The sequence below is a fragment of the Octadecabacter dasysiphoniae genome (assembly GCF_021532615.1).
In the GTDB taxonomy this organism is placed as follows: domain Bacteria; phylum Pseudomonadota; class Alphaproteobacteria; order Rhodobacterales; family Rhodobacteraceae; genus Octadecabacter; species Octadecabacter dasysiphoniae.
In genome coordinates, this window is record NZ_JAKGAQ010000003.1 from 38,646 (window position 1) to 56,479 (window position 17,834).

The 17,834-nt window shown below is 60.0% G+C and carries 16 protein-coding genes and 1 tRNA gene; 4 read left to right on the forward strand and 13 right to left on the reverse strand.

Features of this window, described 5'->3' with window-relative positions; genetic code table 11:
• Positions 1-10: 10 nt before the first annotated feature.
• The 7 genes from L0664_RS12515 to L0664_RS12545 are packed head-to-tail and all read right to left on the reverse strand — an operon-like array spanning position 11 to position 7,202.
• Entirely contained in the window at positions 11-976 is a 966-nt protein-coding gene (locus L0664_RS12515) for a cupin domain-containing protein (RefSeq protein ID WP_235226227.1), read from the reverse strand.
• A complete protein-coding gene (locus tag L0664_RS12520) occupies positions 973-1,980 on the reverse strand; it encodes a nuclear transport factor 2 family protein (protein WP_235226228.1) in 1,008 nt (335 codons plus the stop codon). The genes L0664_RS12515 and L0664_RS12520 overlap by 4 nt, the downstream gene beginning before the upstream one ends.
• Positions 1,977-2,993, reverse strand: coding sequence for a LacI family DNA-binding transcriptional regulator (locus L0664_RS12525; protein ID WP_235226229.1), 1,017 nt, complete (start codon positions 2,991-2,993; stop codon positions 1,977-1,979). The genes L0664_RS12520 and L0664_RS12525 overlap by 4 nt, the downstream gene beginning before the upstream one ends.
• Positions 2,993-3,757, reverse strand: coding sequence for an SDR family NAD(P)-dependent oxidoreductase (locus L0664_RS12530; RefSeq protein ID WP_235226230.1), 765 nt, complete (start codon positions 3,755-3,757; stop codon positions 2,993-2,995). The genes L0664_RS12525 and L0664_RS12530 overlap by 1 nt, the downstream gene beginning before the upstream one ends.
• Positions 3,754-4,779: an ester cyclase gene (locus tag L0664_RS12535; protein WP_235226231.1), complete on the reverse strand. Its 1,026-nt coding sequence runs from the start codon at positions 4,777-4,779 to the stop codon at positions 3,754-3,756. Before L0664_RS12535 ends, L0664_RS12530 begins: the two co-directional genes overlap by 4 nt.
• Entirely contained in the window at positions 4,776-6,104 is a 1,329-nt protein-coding gene (gene hisD, locus L0664_RS12540) for a histidinol dehydrogenase (RefSeq protein WP_235226232.1), read from the reverse strand. Before hisD ends, L0664_RS12535 begins: the two co-directional genes overlap by 4 nt.
• A 51-nt stretch (positions 6,105-6,155) precedes the next feature.
• Positions 6,156-7,202, reverse strand: a complete 1,047-nt coding sequence (locus L0664_RS12545) for an ABC transporter ATP-binding protein (RefSeq protein ID WP_235226233.1) — start codon at positions 7,200-7,202, stop codon at positions 6,156-6,158.
• A gap of 261 nt (positions 7,203-7,463) precedes the next feature.
• On the opposite strand from L0664_RS12545, the gene L0664_RS12550 reads away from it, so the two are divergent.
• The 4 genes from L0664_RS12550 to L0664_RS12565 all read left to right on the forward strand — a co-directional run bounded on the left by L0664_RS12550 (position 7,464) and on the right by L0664_RS12565 (position 11,713).
• Complete coding sequence (locus tag L0664_RS12550; protein ID WP_235226234.1) at positions 7,464-8,708, forward strand: ABC transporter substrate-binding protein; 1,245 nt, start codon at positions 7,464-7,466, stop codon at positions 8,706-8,708.
• 80 nt (positions 8,709-8,788) lie between these two features.
• A complete protein-coding gene (locus L0664_RS12555; RefSeq protein ID WP_235226235.1) occupies positions 8,789-9,811 on the forward strand; it encodes a carbohydrate ABC transporter permease in 1,023 nt (340 codons plus the stop codon).
• Between the two features lie 3 nt (positions 9,812-9,814).
• Complete coding sequence (locus L0664_RS12560) at positions 9,815-10,699, forward strand: carbohydrate ABC transporter permease (protein ID WP_235226236.1); 885 nt, start codon at positions 9,815-9,817, stop codon at positions 10,697-10,699.
• A gap of 3 nt (positions 10,700-10,702) precedes the next feature.
• Complete coding sequence (locus tag L0664_RS12565) at positions 10,703-11,713, forward strand: nuclear transport factor 2 family protein (protein ID WP_235226237.1); 1,011 nt, start codon at positions 10,703-10,705, stop codon at positions 11,711-11,713.
• A gap of 136 nt (positions 11,714-11,849) precedes the next feature.
• Here L0664_RS12565 and L0664_RS12570 read toward each other — a convergent pair.
• The 6 genes from L0664_RS12570 to L0664_RS12595 form a co-directional block, all read right to left on the reverse strand.
• A tRNA-Glu gene (locus L0664_RS12570) sits at positions 11,850-11,924 on the reverse strand.
• A gap of 75 nt (positions 11,925-11,999) precedes the next feature.
• Complete coding sequence (recJ, locus tag L0664_RS12575) at positions 12,000-13,766, reverse strand: single-stranded-DNA-specific exonuclease RecJ (RefSeq protein ID WP_235226238.1); 1,767 nt, start codon at positions 13,764-13,766, stop codon at positions 12,000-12,002.
• Positions 13,767-13,885: 119 nt separating this feature from the next.
• Positions 13,886-14,845, reverse strand: coding sequence for a class II fructose-bisphosphatase (glpX, locus tag L0664_RS12580; protein WP_235226239.1), 960 nt, complete (start codon positions 14,843-14,845; stop codon positions 13,886-13,888).
• Between the two features lie 69 nt (positions 14,846-14,914).
• Entirely contained in the window at positions 14,915-16,144 is a 1,230-nt protein-coding gene (locus L0664_RS12585; protein ID WP_235226240.1) for an MFS transporter, read from the reverse strand.
• 31 nt (positions 16,145-16,175) lie between these two features.
• A complete protein-coding gene (locus L0664_RS12590; protein ID WP_235226241.1) occupies positions 16,176-17,465 on the reverse strand; it encodes a homoserine dehydrogenase in 1,290 nt (429 codons plus the stop codon).
• A gap of 55 nt (positions 17,466-17,520) precedes the next feature.
• On the reverse strand, positions 17,521-17,799 hold the full coding sequence (locus L0664_RS12595) for a hypothetical protein (RefSeq protein ID WP_235226242.1): 279 nt from the start codon (positions 17,797-17,799) through the stop codon (positions 17,521-17,523).
• Positions 17,800-17,834: the final 35 nt, after the last annotated feature.

Below are 17,834 nucleotides of genomic sequence, written 5' to 3' on the forward strand. Positions count from 1 at the left end.
GCGGGGCGTGTTACTCTGTCCACGTGTGGCCGGCCGCATCGCCCGTCGCCACGACGTGATACAGCGATGCTTCGCCTGTCATTGAGGGGACCACAGAATGGGCGAGGTTTTCGGGCACGGACATCGTATCGCCGGGCGCGAGGGTGGCTGCGCCGCCGTCCCACGCGACCTTCCAATGGCCGCGCATGGGCATCAGGACGCTGGGGTATGTGTGGCTGTGTTTGGCGGCGCTGGCGGACCCGCGGGTGATGAAATCAACCTCGAACCCGGGCTTGTCGCGCAGCAATCCGGTTTCGCCGATGACGGTGACAGGTTTGCGATCCGCCAGCGCCATCATGTCCCAGTACCGCGCGACGTGGTTTGGCAACACGTCTGCGGTCGTGGGTTCGGGCCGCTTGGCGAGGTCTTCGGCGGACATAAGCGGCATGGGCGCCACGCCGTCGGGAAGTTTTTGCTGGCGCTTGGTGTCATAGAGTTTGCCGTCTTCACCAAGGACAAGCCCGTGTGCGGCGGCGTTTTCAATGACCTGTGGGGCCCACATGACGCCGCCCCCTGCATCATCGCCGCCAAGCACCGCCATGATCATTCCGTAATCGGTGCCGATGTTTTCAAAGCCGCGAAAGATGCCGGTCGGGATGTTGAAAATATCGCCTTCTTCCAGCGTGACTTCGCCTGCGTCGCCGTAGCGGCCCCAGAAAAACCGCCATTTGCCCTTTAGAACGAAAAACACTTCGGCGGTGTGGTGATCGTGCAGGGAATTGGTCACGCGCGGGGGCTGGCCCGCAGCACCAATGTTGAACCCGTGTGGAATTGCGATGTGGACGTGTTGATCAGGCGATTCAGATACGCCGCCGCCGATGATCGTGAAGTTTTCCTTTTGATCGCTGCCCGGTGTGTGGGCGTCAATGAAGGCGGTTTTGCAGGGCTGCAAATCGCCGTAGCGCACAATGCGGGCGTCCATGTCTGCGGGGGTCATTGGCCGTCCTTTCCGGTCTGCATCAGGATCTGTTTCCAGATTGCGACTTCGTCATACAGGGCGCATTCGCGGCGGATTGTTGCGTCTTGCGGGCCGTCTTTGTTTACGAAGGGGCCGTATTCGGCGTGGCACATGCCCATCACGTGCACCTTGGCGCCGGTGGGTTCGCCGAACGATCCCCAGCCGGAATGGGTGCCATCCAGCGCCCAGCGGATCGCGGCGCGCGGCGGGAGCATGTCGTTGTCCATGCCGATCTGGTGGTGGATCGTGAATTTAGCGTCCGGGAACGAGGACCGCAGGCCGAGCCAGAATTTTGTAACCGTATCATGGGAATAGGCATGGATGCCGCCTGCGTAATCACAGCCCACGGCGCGGTCGTAGTCTTTGGCGATGACTTGGAAATCCATATTCATGATCTGGTGCAGGGTGTCGGCGTAGCGCTGGCCCCACGTGTTGTCGTTGCCTTTGGAATTGTATCCGCCGTCGATGTCCTGATCGGGGGTGAAGGGGCGGGAACAGCTGTCTGGCCCGCCTTCGGCATCGATAAGCGCGGCGGCGTAATCCGCCGGATCAAAGCCAAGCTGACGCACGATGCCGCCGTAATCGCGGATCAGCCATTCATCATAGATGCAGTCGTTTTTGGCGGCGCAATCGGCGATCACGCGGGCATTCCAGGGTTTGCCCGTCGCGGGGCCGAATTGGCCGTCGCGGGTGTGGGTCGCGCGGGTGTTGAGCCGATGCGAGCTGAGAAGGCCGAAGTCAGGATCGTCAGACCAGATCACATCATCGGCGAGCAATTCACGGTCGGGAAATTCATTGATCGTCGCCATCGTGGACGCCATGACAGCCGCGTTGCCCCGCTGGATGCCCATGGGCGAGCGCACGACGATATCCTTGGCGTAATAGTCGTGCAGGGTGCCGACGCCGCGATCTTCCCAGATTTCTTTGGTGATGCCGATGATGTAGTCGGGGAAATCTTTCCAGCGGTTTGAAAAACCCTTCATTGTCGTTGTCCTTTGGGTGGCAGAGAGGAGCCCCTTTGGATCAAAGGCCCTTCGATTTCAATGGTTTGTGAATAGGTGTCGCGCCCGTTGATCTGGGCCAGCATGGTGTCCACCGTGGCCTCAACCATGCGGTTGACGGGCTGGCGCATCGTTGTCAGATCATAGGCGGCCCATGCGGCGAGGGGCACGTCGTCATAGCCGATGATGCTGACGTCGCCGGGGATCGAAAAGCCCATGGTGCGCACGGTGTCCATGACGGCAAAGGCCATGTGATCGTTGCCTACGAATATCGCGTCGGGGCGGGTTTGGCCCTGCATCATCTGGCGCGCAGAGGCGGCGGCGATGTCGCGTTTGAACATACCGTCGATGATCGCGAAGGGGGTCAGGCCTGCGTTTTCCATCGCGTCCTCAAACCCTTGTTTGCGGTCGCGCCCCGTGAGGGATCCGCCCCAGCCTGCGATATGGGCGATGCGGGTGTGTCCGGCGTCTATCAACGCTTGGGTTGCGGTGTGCCCGCCTTTGATGTTGGCGGATGTGACGGACGACAGGCCGCTGTCGGGTTGGCCACGGTTAAACAGGACCACGGGGATGCCAGCGCCGTGGCACAGTTCCGCCAGCCCCGATGAAATCGACACAGAGGCGGCGATGATGCCATCGACCTGATAATCCATCAAATCCTGCACGACGCCTTCGACGCCTTCGCTGGAATTGGGGATGGTGAACAACAGCACATGGTAGCCTTCGGCCTGAAGGGCGTTTGACAGCCGTTCGAGAGCTTCAGGGTAGAATTGGTTGTCGAGGTAGGCCACGACCAGCCCGATGATGCGGGATTTTCCGGTGATCATAGCGCGGGCCAGCACGTTGGGACGATAGCCCAGTTCGGCGGCGGCTTTTTTCACTTTTTCGACCGTGGCGGGGGATGCGGACGCGCCTTTGGTGAACACGCGGCTGACGGCGGACTGGCTGACGCCCGCGCGTTGGGCCACCTGAAGGGAGGTCACTTTTTGGGGCATCAATCCGCTGTCCAACCCCCGTCGATCAACAAAGATGTGCCGGTGATCAGGGCTGCGGCGTCGGATGCCAGAAAGGCAACGGCGCCCATGATATCAGTGACTTCGCCGACGCGGCCGAGTTTGATTTTCTCTTCGATCCAGGCGCGGCGTTCGGGGATGGCGAGGGTCTGTTCGCCCAGCGGCGTGCGGATGAATGTCGGGCAGATCGTGTTGACGCGGATTTGGTGCGGGCCCCATTCGATGGCCATGGATTTGGTCATCCCTTCGAGCGCGTGTTTTGTGGCGCAATAGACAGCGCGATCAATGCCGCCCACGTGGCCCATTTGCGAAGAAATGTTCATCAGGCTGCCCGTTTTGCCCGCCGCGATCAGGCCTTTGGCCACTGCGCGGGTCAGGAAATAGGCCGCCTTGACGTTGAGGTCTGTGACCGTGTCGTAATCATCGATTGTGGTGGCCACAGCCGGGGAATGGCGGGCAAGTCCGGCGGAGTTTACCAGAATGTCGAACGGGCCATGCTGCGCGATTGCGGCTTCGGTTGATGCGATGTCCGAAATGTCCAGCGGCAGGGCCGTTGCGCCCCAGCCTTCGTTTGTGAATGCCGCTGCTTGGGCGTGCAGTTTGTCGGCGGTGCGCGCCACAAGGGTCACGTGGGCGCCTGCCTCGGCCAAGGCAACGGCGCAGCCTTCGCCGATGCCTGACGTGGCCCCGGTGATCAGGGCGCGTTTGCCGGATAGATTGAACGATGGCGTGCGGGGCAGGGTCATGTGAACTGGCTTTCTGGAACGGTGACGGGGCCGATGTTGCGGGCTTTGTTAAATTCGCCCATGCGGGCCAGAACGTCCACGCCGCATTGACGATAAAGATCGAGCAGATCGACAAGCACCCAGTTTTCGCGGATCAGCCCGTCTTCCATGCGCCAGAAATCGAGCGAGCGCAGCAGGACTTCGGTGTTTGCGGGGGCGATGCCCATCCAGCCGTCATCCGTAATAGTGAGGCGCATGTTGGGCCAGCCTGTTTCGCAGACGTAATCACCTTGGGCGAACCAATGCGACATCAGATCGCCCATCGCATCAAGTTTGCGGTCCGGCATGGCGCGCAGGAACGGGATTTGGTGCCAGTTGCGAAACCCTGCGATGCCGCGCCCTGTGCCGATGCCCGCGGGGCCGTACCAGTTGAAACGCGGATGCCAATAGGTTTCCAGATTCATCACCTCTGGCCCGCCCTGCGCGGGGTGTTTGCACAGATCGGTCAGCATGGCGATGACGTGATCCATCGTTGCCTGGCCGTCGCCATGGGCTGTGAGGCCGTCTTGCGTCATGGGGGCGGGGGTGCACAGGTATTTGCCAAGCTGCGGGGCCATGGGCCAAGCGTTCGCCTGCATCATCAATTCGGGAATGTCCCAGATGATCTGGGCTTCGGTGATTTTGCCGCCTTCGAGTTTGAAAAACTCGTGGTAGCGCATGTGGGTGAGGTGGCCCGTGGGCGGGATATCAAGCCACGGCCGGATCATCGTGCCCATGTAATTGCCCATGCAGCCGACCCATGTTTGGCCTTCTGGGATGGTGCCTGACAGTGTGATCATATCGCGGCGTTCAAGGTCTGGCATGGCGTGCAGAAGCGGGGCGTAAAGTGTGTCGTAGACGTGTGCGCCTGTGATCGTGCCGAAGGGGTGGCACATCTGGATCTTGGCGTCTGGCGCGATGGTTTGGGTGAGCGTTTTGGCGGCCTCGGGTGTGGCGGTCGCGAGGGCCTTTTGGAGGGGGGCGAGGGCGGGGTGCAGGGTCACTCGGCGGCCTCGCGGTGGGGGGCGCCGGTCCCGTAGGGCACGTTGATCCCGCCGTAACGACGCACGCGGATGTTGCATTGCTCCGCGTGGCCGACGAACCCTTCGAGCATGCACAGACGCGACCCGTATTCACCGACCAATGTTGCGGCCTCATCCGTGATGATTTTTTGATAGCTGTGGGTTTTCAGGTACTTACCAACCCAAAGGCCACCCGTATATCGGCCTGCCTTTTTCGTTGGCAGGGTGTGGTTCGTACCGATGACCTTGTCGCCATTGGCCACGTTGGTGCGCGCGCCAAGGAACAATGCGCCGTAACACGTCATGTGTTCGAGGAACCAATCGTCGCGGTCAGTCATGACCTGCACGTGTTCGGACGCGATATCATCGGCCACGGCGAGCATTTCATCGTAGGTGTCGCAGACGATGATTTCGCCGTAGTCTTCCCAGCTTTTGCCAGCGGTGTCGGCGGTGGGGATGATTTGAAGGATGCGGTCAATTTCGGCCAGCGTATCATTCGCCAGTTTTTCGGAATTGGTCAGCAGCACGGCGGGGGAGTTGTAGCCGTGTTCGGCCTGACCCAACAGATCGGTGGCGCAAAGTTCGCCGTCAACGGTTTCATCGGCGATCACCATGGTTTCGGTGGGGCCTGCGAACAGATCAATGCCGACGCGGCCGAACAGCTGACGTTTCGCTTCAGCGACAAACGCGTTTCCGGGGCCGACGAGCATATGGACTGGATCAATCGTTTCGGTGCCGATGGCCATGGCGCCGATGGCCTGAATGCCGCCCATGACGTAGATTTCATGCGCGCCGCCAAGATGCATGGCGGCAATCACGGCCGGGTTTGGTTCGCCTTTGAACGGCGGGGTGCAGGCGATGATGCGCGGGACTTTGGCGACGGATGCTGTGGCCACGGACATGTGCGCGCTGGCGACCATCGGGAATTTGCCGCCCGGAACGTAGCAACCGACCGATTGTACGGGGATGTTTTTGTGGCCCAGAATGACGCCCGGCATGGTTTCGATTTCGATGTCCAACATGCTGTCTCTTTGCGCTTGGGCAAAGTTTCGAACCTGTTCTTGTGCGAATTTGATATCTGCCATTTCGCGCGGTGTGACTTTTACCATCAAATCCGCGATTTCATCGTCGGTAAGGCGATAGGTCGGGCGGTCGTAATTGTCGAACTTGATGCAGAGTTCACGCACCACCGCATCGCCGCCCTTTTCGATCTGGGCCAGCGTGTCTTCTACGACGGCGCGTGTCTTGGCGTCATCTTCTGCGCGGGCTTCTTGGGAGCGGGCGGTTTTCAGGTGGCGAATGGTCATCGGGACTCCTCGGGCGTGAGTGGGCTGCAAGTTGGTGGAGGCCGGCGGGTTTTACAGCCGCTCGCCTGTGGTCGCGTCAAACAGGTGGCAAATCGCGGCAGGAATATTGGCGCGGACTTTGTCACCGATTTTGGCGCGGAAATCTTTGTCGGCTTTGACGGTGGCGATGGTGCCGCCGATCTTGAACGTCACCATGGTGGCGTCGCCCAACAGTTCCATTGAATAGACGGGTGCATCGATGGACGGATTGTCGCCGTTCACGATGGCGTCTTCGGCGCGGTAGCCCAAGGTGACGGGGCCGGAATGGGGGCTGTCGATGCCGGTGATTTTGACGTTGGCGCCGCTGAAGGTGCCATTGTCCAACGTCCCCGTCAGCAGGTTCATCGCAGGTGATCCGATGAAGCTGGCGACAAACGTGTTGGCGGGCATATCGTAGATGTCGGTGGGTGTGCCGACCTGTTGAACGACGCCTTTTTCCATCACGACAACGCGGTCGGCGAGTGTCATGGCTTCGATCTGGTCGTGGGTCACGTAGATTGTCGTCACCTTCAATTCGTGGCTGAGGTTTTTGATCTGGGCACGGGTGGAGACGCGCAATTTTGCATCGAGGTTGGACAGGGGTTCGTCCATCAAGAACACGTTGGGCTGGCGCACGATGGCGCGGGCCAGTGCCACACGCTGACGTTGACCGCCCGACAGTTCGGCGGGTTTGCGGTGCAGGAAATCGTCGAGTTCAACCATGGCGGAGGCGCGCATCACGCGGTCTTTGTGTTCGGATTGGGGAACCTTGCGCATGCGCAGTGGAAAACGGATATTTTCGTAGACATCGAGGTTCGGATAAAGCGCGTAGGATTGGAACACCATGGCGCAATCGCGATCCTTTGGTTCCAGATCATTGATGCGTTCGCCGTCTACCAGAATGTCACCGCTTGTTACGTCTTCAAGGCCCGCGATCATGCGCATCGTCGTGGTCTTGCCGCAGCCGGACGGGCCGAGCAGCACCAGAAACTCTTGATCTGCGATGGTGAGGTTGAAATCATCAACGCCGACAAAACTGCCCCAGCGTTTCGAGATGTTCTTAAGCTGAATTTCGGCCATGGTCCGCGCCTTTCTTGCAAACGTATGCAATAGGTGTAATTCCGATTCTGCCCCTTCGGCAAGTGGTTTCTTTGCCTTGTTTTGTTTGCACATGCAGAATTTCAGCCCGCATCGACAATATGTGATTTTTTCTTGCAATGTAGCCGCGCAAGACGTTTCATTGCAAACGTATGCATAGCGTAATCCGATTCGTGAGTCGGGGTGCGTTCACACTTAAATGCACCACGACAGCACCAAGAGTGCGCCAACGGGAGACTAAAAATGACAAAAATGACGAAACTTATGGGGGCGACCGCTGTTGCCTTGACGATGGGCAGCGCTGCGTTTGCAGACGGCCATGGCTGTGCCGCTGAAGGCCGCCTGAGCATCATCGGTAACGAATTTCCAGCGATCCAATCCATCGCCGCCCTTGCCCAATCCTGCGACGGCATTGAAGGCGAAGCCAACCTGACGGCAGACCACCAGACGCTGAACCTTGCGGGTATGTCCGGTGATCCGGCTGAGTACACGACGGCGGTTGTTGCGAATTCGTCCATCGTGGCGCTGATCAACGAAGACGTCATTCGCCCGCTGGATGATCTGATCGCGGCGCACGGGTCTGCATTGTCCCCAAGCCAGCTGATCACGGTTGACGGTAAGGTCATGGCTGTTGCGTTCATGGCGAATGCGCAGACGTTGATGTATCGCGAAGACGTGCTGGCCGAAGCCGGCCTTGAAATTCCGACATCTTACGAAGACATGCTTGTTGCCGCTGAGGCGATCCGTGCCGCTGGCATCATGGAAAACCCACTGGGTGGTGCCTATGCGGCGGGTTGGAACCTCGCGCAGGAATTCAACAACATGTACCTTGGTACGGGTGGCGCGTTCTTTGAGCCGGGCACAGCGCAAGTGTCCATCAACAACGCCCAAGGTGTTGAAGCGCTTGAGATGATGAAAGCGCTGTCTGCCTACATGAACCCCGATTTCCTGACACACGATTCCAACGCGACAAGCGCGGAATGGGAAGCGGGCAATGTGGCGTTGATGAACATGTGGGGATCACGTTCCCAGGTTCTGATGGACGCAGAAGGATCCGAGCCGCAGGTGTACGAAAACACACGCATCACGGCACCACTGACGGTGGGTGACAGCGGCGTTCCGGCGACAACATTGTGGTGGGACGGCTGGACTGTGGCCAAGAACATCAGCGACGAAGACGCAGCCGCGACATTCATCGCGATGGCGCATGGTGTTTCCCCAACGTTGCTTAACGAGGAGACAATGAACCAAGCGGTCTGGTTGATCGACGGGTTTGAACCACAGGCGGCCAATGAGGGCGTTTTGGCGGCGGTTGCGGCTGGATCAAAGCCCTATCCGATGATCCCGTTCCAAGGCCTGCTGCACACAGCGCTTGGCAACGAATTGTCTGATTTCATGCAAGGCAACGAGAGCGCCGAGCAAGCCTTGGCAGACGTCGAAGCGGCCTACACTGCGGCTGCAATCGAATCCGGTTTCCTGACCGAATAAACCAAACGACCGGCGCGCAACGCGAATTTGCGCGCCGGTCATTCTACTTTGCGCGATCACTTTAGGACGAGGGCCACGCCTTGAAACACAGCACCTTTTTTACCTTCGTCTTTCCGTCGCTTTTGGCGATGACATTGCTGATCGTGTTGCCTGTCATTTCCGTTGTGGTTCAATCGCTGTATGCCCAGCACGAACAGGTCATCGAGACCGTTCAGAACTGTGGCCCGTTCGGGTGTTCCGACGAAGTGACGGTGAACCAAGAAGCCACACAAGCGATCCGCGAGGCTGAACCGCTGGGCCGTTTTGTCGGGTTTGATAATTATTTCAATCGTGGCCATCTGGCCGTTACCGAAATGGGCGAGGCATGGCGCACGTCCACGGGGTGGGGCGATTGGTGGAACAAGGTGATGAACCTGCCGTTTTATTCGGCCATTGTGTTTACCTTGACGTTTACGTTTGTTGTGACGCCGCTGACCATCGGGCTTGGCTTTGCCATTGCAGTTGCGGTGAATTCGGCCAGCCGTGCTGTGCGTGGCCCGTTGATTTTCGTGTCTTTGTTGCCGTTCATCATCACCCCGTTGGTCGGATCGTTGGTGTTGTTCTGGATGGTGGATGCGCGCGGAATTCTGGGCCATGCGATCCAGTGGTTGGCGGGCAATCCTGACTTATCCGTTAAGGCGTCAACGCCGCTGATGTGGATTATGTTGATGGTGTATGGTGTGTGGCATTCCGCGCCCTTCGCGTTTGTGGTGTTTTATGCAGGCCTGCAAACGGTCAACCAGGACACCAACGAGGCGGCGATGATTGACGGTGCGAACCGCTGGCAGCGGGTGCGATACGTGACGATCCCGCACATCATGCCGCTTGTGACGTTCGTGGCGCTGATCCAGTTGATGGACAATTTCCGGGTGTTCGAGCCGCTGATTTCGTTCAGCGCAGAGGCCCACGCCCAATCCCTGTCGACCTATATTTACTATGATCTTGGCGGTGAAACGCGCCTTTTGAATTCCGCTGCGGCGACGTCTTTGTTGACGGTGATCTGCGTTGGCATCCTGTTGTCCCCTGTCCTTGTGCGCACGTGGCGCGATTTTAAGAGAGCCTGATCCATGAGCACAGCAAGCCCCCGCAAACTGCCGATGTCCTTGCGGCTTTTTCTGATCGGTTTCCTTGTTCTTTGGGTGATCATGGCGGCGTTTCCGTTCATGTGGACCTTGTGGGGATCGTTCAAGGTTGAGGGTGATTTCTTTTCCAAGGCGAATTGGGCCTTCGCGCTGAGCGGGGAGCTGACGCGGGTGGAAACCGGCGGGTCCTTTACGGGGGACGGATACGCCGGGGCATGGGGCCAAGAAGAATTTGGGCGCGCGGTTTTGAACACGTCGATTGTGTGTGTCTGCGTCGTAACGATTTCACTGACGCTGAGCACTTTGGCGGGCTACGCGCTGTCGCGGTCTACGTTTAACTATGCGTTCTGGATTTTGATCGCCGCGCTGATGTTTCGCGCGATGCCGCAGATCACGCTGGTGTCCGGGTATCTGTTGCCGTTTTACGAATGGAACCTTTGGGGGAAACTGGGCACGACGATCATCGTTTTGGTGGCCATCAACCAGCCGTTCAGCCTGTGGATGATGACATCGTTTTTCCGCAATATCCCAAAAGATCTGGACGAAAGCGCCATGGTCGACGGGTGTAACAGGTTTCAGGCGTTTCGCCATGTGATCCTGCCGGTGATGTGGCCGGGTGTGATTACGACGGGGCTGTTTTCGTTCCTGTTAGCCTACAATGACTTCCCCGTTGCGGCGATGTTGCTGGATCAGGAAAACCAGACGATGATCCCGAAAATCGCGTCTTTCCTTGGTACGACACAAACCAAGGGCAACGTGATGTTTGCGGTTGCAGCGGTTGTGTCGGCGACGGCGCCGTTGTTTGTGTTGATCCTGTTCTTCCAGCGTCAGATCGTGTCTGGTCTGACCGCAGGTGCCGTGAAAGGCTGATTTATGTTTCAATCTGAAAAGACCGTGGTGCGTGATTTATACGCAGCCATGAAGGGTGCGGGCGCGGATGATATTGCTGGCATTCTGGCGGATCATACGGCCCCCGATTGGCATTGGCGCGGGATGCATCCGTTTTATGAACGGCGCGGGGCAGCAGATGTGGCCGCAGCGTTCTGGGGCCCTTTGCTGACGTCCCTGACCCGATTGCAGCGGCGCGAGGACGTATTTTTTGCGGGGCGGAATTCCGTAGGTGAGGGCGTTTGGGTGGTGTCGATGGGCCATTTGATGGGGCTGTTTGATGCGCCATGGCTCGGTATTGCAGCGACCCGCAAGATGGTGATGCTGCGGTACTGCGAATTCAACTGTGTCGAAGGTGGCAGGATCACAAAGACGATGCTGCACGTCGATATCCCGCATCTGATGGCGCAGGCGGGGCAGAACCCGTTCGGCCCGCAAACGGGCGCGCCGATTGTGCAACCCGGCCCGATTGGCCATGGGGGGATGTTGTTTGATGCGCAGCCCGCGGATGTGGGCACCCAGACGCAAGACCTGATTGATGCGATGTGCAGCGATTTGGGCACGTGGGCGCTTGGCCTTCCCCTTGAAGAAGAACTGGCGCGCACATGGCACGACGACATGATTTGGTGGGGCCCTGCCGGAATAGGCGCGACCTACACCATTGAACGCTATGCCAAACAGCATTCTGGCCCGTTTCGCGCGGCGTTTTATGACCGCTCTTTTACGGGTCACGAGGCCCGCGTGTCAGAGGGGCATTTCGGCGGGTTCTTTGGCTGGCCGAACTTTACCGCAAAACATCGTGGCGGGTTTATGGGATTGCCGGCCAATGACAAAGATTGCGAATTCCGTGTGATCGATATTTATCGCCGCGACGGGGACAAGCTGGCGGAAAACTGGATCTTTATCGATATGCTGTATTGGTTGATGCAGCAGGGGGATGATGTGCTGGCGCGTATGGCCGCAATCGCCGGGACGGATTACGCGCCGCCGGGCTGATTGGGCAGGCCGGATCTAGGCCATAAGGGAATCCCCCCACACTGGCGCACAGGCCTGAACAATCACGCGGTGATCGTCAAAATGGCAGATGCGCTATGCGCGCTTCAACCATCTGAATTGTCTGGATAATCCCAAGTGGCAGTCCCTAGGGGAATCGAACCCCTCTTTCCAGGTTGAAAACCTGGCGTCCTAACCGATAGACGAAGGGACCGCTCTTGGTGAGGCGGTTCTAGGGAACCTGTCCCGCTTGCGCAAGCAGAAACTTAGCAAAAAGTGCGTTGATTTTTCAGGCGGCTGGTGCGGCGTCTTCTAGGCGTAATTGTGGGCTTTGGCGGCCCTGCCATGTGTTGATTTCAAGCCGCCCCGCAAGATGGAAGCGCGCGCCGCCGTGGTTCTGGAGCATCGGGCCGATCGGGCCGTCCATTGCGCCAAAACAAATCGAATCGACGCGGGCGGAAATTCCATCCCCGAAGGTGATTTTCAGATGGTTGGCCCCGACAACTTTGGTGAAGTGGATCGTGCAATCGGGAAAGACAAATCGCGGGGCAGGGGCGCCCGCGCCAAAGGGGCCGGCCTGTTCAATCGTTTCGATCAGTTCAACCGTAGCAGCACCTGGCATGAGCAATCCGTCGACCTTCAGATCGGAGGGCCCGATGTCACCCGCGCCTTGTTTGGCCAGAAGTTCAGACAGGCGGTCCATTGCCGCGTCAAGTTTGTCGCGCGCCACGGTCAGGCCCGCCGCCATTTTGTGCCCGCCGCCCTTGATCAACAAACCCTCGGCTGCGCAGCGCTGGATGGCCGCGCCAAGGTCGATGCCGGACACGCTGCGCCCTGATCCTTTGCCGGTTTCGCCATCCAGCCCGATGACGATGGCGGGGCGGTTTGTGGCCTCTTTCAGGCGGGATGCGACGATGCCGACCACGCCGGGGTGCCAGCCCTCGCCAGCGGCCCAGACCAGTGGGGCGTCGGTGCCGCGTTGGTCGGCTTGTTCGATGGCCATGTCGCGCACGCTGGATTCGATTTCGCGGCGTTCGGTATTTAGTTGATCAAGGCGTTCGGCCATGCTGCCCGCTTCGCGCGGGTCGGTGGTGGACAGCAGGCGCGCGCCAAGGTCCGCCTTGCCGATGCGCCCGCCCGCATTCACCCGCGGCCCCAGCAGGAACCCAAGGTGATAGGACGATGGTGCTGTGTCCATACGCGACACATCTGCAAGCGCGACAAGCCCGACACGCTGACGCCGCGCCATAACCGTAAGGCCTTGTCGCACGAAGGCACGGTTTACGCCGATCAGGGGGGCCACGTCTGCGACCGTTCCAAGCGCCACGAGGTCAAGCATCGCCATCAGGTCGGGCGTTTTCTGGCCTGCGTCGCGCAGTTGGCGGTTTGCCTCGACCAGCATCAAGAACACGACGCCCGCCGCACACAGATGGGCAAGATCGCCGGTTTCATCCTGGCGGTTCGGGTTCACCACGGCCAGCGCAGGGGGCAGGGTTTCGCCGCCCAAATGGTGATCGAGCACGACAACGTCCGCGCCTTTGGCCGCCTCAATCGGGCCATGGGACAGCGTGCCGCAATCCACGCAGATGATCAGATCATGATCACGCGCGAGGGCTGACATGGCGTCATCGTTGGGGCCGTAGCCTTCGTCGATGCGGTCAGGCACGTATAGCGTCGGGGTGACACCAAAACTGCGCAGCCAGTCGATCAGCAGGGCCGCAGATGTGCCGCCGTCCACGTCATAATCGGCGAAAATGGCTATGCGCTGGTTGCTGCGGGCGGCGGTTACAATGCGCGCGGCGGCAGGTTCCATATCACGCAGGGATCGCGGGTCTGGCATCAGGTCGCGCAAGGTCGGGGCAAGGAAAGCGGCGGCATCGCGCGCCTCCACGCCGCGTCGCACCAACGTGCGGCACACAGGCGCCGGCAGTGCGGTATCTTGCGCCATCGCTTCGGCCAAACGGTCGTCTTCACCGCTGGGTCCGACCCAACGCCGACCTGTGGTGGAAACCTCAACATTCAGGAAGGCGGGGGTCATATGTGGTGCGTTATTCATCGCCCACCACTATATGGCGCGGCCTGTGGATTCGCCACGCTCTTCTTCATCTGGCCCTTAAACTCCGGGGGTGCGGGGGCTGGCCCCCGCTGTCGCGACGCCGACAGGCGGCGCAAACCCTAGACCGGATTGCGGTAAGTCATGCGGCGCACGGATCCGGTTTTGGACCGCATCAGGATCGTTTCGGCCGTCAAAAACCCCGGTTCGCGTTTGATGCCCGACAGAAGCGATCCGTCTGTCACGCCGGTGGCGGCAAAGATCACATCGGATGTGACCATATCATCGCGGGTGTAGACGCGGTCAAAATTCGTGATTCCTGCTTTTGCGGCGCGGCCGCGTTCATCGTCGTTGCGAAACAGCAATTTGCCGAACATCTGCCCGCCCATGCATTTCAGCGCGGCGGCGGCCAACACGCCTTCTGGCGCGCCGCCGCTGCCCATATACATATCAATGCCCGTGGTGGCCGCTTCGGCGCAGTGCATCACACCGGCCACATCGCCGTCCGTGATCAGGCGGATCGCCGCACCCGTGCTGCGGATTTCGGCAATCATATCTTCGTGGCGCGGACGTTCGAGCACGCAGACGGTGATGTCTTCGATGGAACACCCTTTGGCGGCGGCCAATGCCGACACGCGCTCAGCCGGGGACATGGCCAGTGTGACCACACCGTCTTTGAACCCCGGGCCGATGGCCAGTTTATCCATGTAGACGTCTGGTGCGTGCAGCATTGATCCGCGTGGGCCCATGGCGATGACCGTCAGCGCGTTGGGCATGTCTTTGGCGGTCAGGGTCGTGCCCTCAAGCGGGTCCAGCGCGATGTCCACGCCGGGGCCTGTGCCCGACCCGACCTCTTCGCCGATGAACAGCATCGGGGCCTCGTCGCGTTCGCCTTCGCCGATCACGACGACGCCGGCAATGTCGAGCTTGTTGAGCTGTTCGCGCATGGCGTTCACAGCCGCCTGATCTGCGGCCTTTTCATCACCGCGCCCGATCAATGTCGCAGAGGCGAGGGCGGCTGCCTCGGAGACGCGGGCGAGGCCCAAGGACAGCATACGGTCGTTAAAATCGGGCGAAGTCATGGGGCGTTCCTTTGTATTGGTTATCCTTCGCTTAGCGGGTCGGCGCGGGGATAGGCAACACTGGGTGCGCTAACGGTCGGCCACTTTTCTTGCGCTGACCTCAATTGTGCGCGCGGCGGCGGCCAGAACCAGCAGGGCCAGCACCCCGATTGCGCAGGCCACGGTGAGGATTCGGGCGATGTCGGCATAGGGCAAGGTGCCCGCGTCTGTTGTTGAAATGGCCCCGGCGGCCAGCGCGCTGGCAAAGGCCAGACGCCCCACGAAACTTTGGAGTGACAGCCACGTTGCGCGGCTGTCGTTTGGCAACAGCGGCTGGATGCGGCCCAGCACGAACGGGCGCGACAGGGCATCGGGCACCATCCGCAGCATCAAGAAAACCAGCACGATGGCACTGTCGGTGATCGCCATGACGCCTGAAATCGCGATTTGCAGCCCGAAGGCGCATAGCAACAATAGGGGCAGGCCCAAGGCGTCGCGGATTTTCAGCGCGATCAGGGAAACGGCGACAGAAATGGCCATCATCATTGATGTGACCGCGCCACTGACCAACGGGGCGCTGCTGGCAAGGCCTAGTGTGTTCAGGGCTTCAAGAATGAAGGGTTGGCCGAACACGAACGGCAGGTGGCTGAACCCGTACATCAACACGCCGAGCGCAAAGAACCACAGCAGGACGGGATTGCGAAAACTTGCGCCCAAGCCGGACAGGCGCAGCAATTCCGCGCCCTCGGCGGTATCTGTGCTGCGGGCGGGTTCGACAAAACGGGTCGTGACCCAGAACAGGGCGGCGAACGACAGCACCACGCCCATGTAGGGCAGGCGCATGTCGACCATCGCCAGTGCACCACCTGCGACCGCTGACAGGGCCAATGCGGTGAACGAATAGCGCCAGGCGATGACTTCTTGGGCTTCGATTTCATCGGTCCTGTCCAACGCTGCAAGGCTTTCGTATAGCATCGCTTCGTCGGTGCCGCTGGCAAAGGCCATGCTGGCGCCAAGACAGATGTTGGCGAGGGCGAAGACCAGAAAGGTGTCGCCGACGACCAGAAGAACAGCAGCGACAAAGCCCGCGATGGCGCTGGCGATCAGGGTTTTCTTGCGCCCCAATCGATCCGACATATAGCCTGACGGCACTTCCAGAACTGTGGTGGCAACGTCATAGACGGCATAAAGAAGGATCGCCTGCGCGCCTGACAGGATGTCTTGAAAATATAAAAACCAGACGGCTTGCCAGAAGATCAAGCTGCGCAGGAAGCGCGACCAGCGATAAAGCTGAATGTTGCTGGCGAGGGCTGGCGTCATAACAAGACCTTAGCAGGTCACGCGGCGTTGGCTATTCAACTTCTTCAATGCGGATCGCAACCGGATCACCCTGTACAACAGATGTTTTGGCCATGGCGGCCATTGCCTCGTCCAGGGCGGTGCGGGTGACTTTGTGGGTCACGATCAGTACGGGTGCGGCGGTGTCTTGGTGGCCGTATTGGCGCATCCGGTCGATGGACACACCCGCATCACCCAGAACGGCGGCGACTTTGGCCAGTGCGCCGGGTTTGTCGACGAGTTGCATGCGCAAATAATAGGGCGCGGGCACAGCAGCCTTGGCGGGGCGGGCCTGTTTGAGTGTGGTTGCGGGCTGACCGAACGTGGGCAGACGCAAACCACGGGCGATATCGATGACGTCAGACAACACGGCAGAGGCGGTTGGCCCCATGCCCGCACCTGCGCCGCGCAGCACAATCTGGCCCACAGCGTCACCTTCGATGACAACCATGTTGGTGCCGCCTTCAAGCTGGCCGAGGGGGGATTGCGCGGGCACAAGGCAGGGCGACATCCGCTGTTCAAGGCCACGGCCCGTCATTTGCGCAACGCCAAGCAGTTTGATGCGGTAGCCCATATCGGCGGCGGCATCGATATCTTCGAGGGTGATGTTCTGGATGCCTTCGAGTTCGACTGCATCGAAATCAACCTGCGTGCCGAACGCGACGGAGGACAGCAGCGCGAGTTTGTGGCCCGCATCAATGCCGCCCACATCAAGGTTTGGGTCGGCTTCAAGATAACCGAGCTTATCTGCCTCATCGAACAGGGCGTTGTAGCCTTGGCGCGTGGCCTGCATCTGGGTGAGGATATAGTTACAGGTGCCGTTCATCACGCCCATGACGCGGGTGATGTCGTTGCCTGCAAGCCCTTCGGTGAGGGTTTTCATCACCGGGATGCCGCCCGCGACTGCGGCCTCGTAGCGGATGACCTGGCCTGCGGATTCTGCCGCGATTGCAAGGGCTTGGCCGTGATGGGCCAGCATGGCCTTGTTGGCGGTGACGACGTCTTTGCCCGCCTTTATCGCCGCTTCTGTGGCGTCCTTGGCGGGGCCAGCGTCGCCGCCCATCAGTTCGACGAAGACATCAACATCGTCGCGCTTTGCCAGTGCGACGGGATCGTCTTCCCATGCGTAATCGGACAGCGGCACGCCGCGATCTTTGTCTTTGGAACGGGCCGACACAGCGGAAATTGTGATTTTGCGGCCTGTGCGGGCTTCAAGAAGGGCTGATTGTTGGCGAATAATGCGCACAACGCCCACGCCAACGGTTCCGAGGCCAGCAATGCCGAGGCGGAGGGGAGTGGTCATAGTGCGCGTCCTTAAATGAGGTTCTGGGGCGTGTTAGCGCGTCAGCGATTGGACTTCAACGGATGCCGCGCAGCATACGGGTGCGAACGGGTGCTGCAATGACGGGGCCACGCAGACGGGCGGCGCGTGCATTTAGCCCCGCAAGGCGCGGCGACAGATCAGATGCGGCGGTGGCGGCGGTGCTGGTGGCGGCGCCAGCCTGCGTAATCAGCGGGCCAAGCGGGATCAAATCCGGAAAGCCCGCGCGCGTTTGATCAAGCGGCACAGTGTCATCCAGCGCCGGAAATTCGGCGCAGGCGGCAAGGGCGATCAGCAAGGCAACGGCAAAGCGCATGGGGTGTCCAATCAGGTCGGGGGACCATAGGGGGG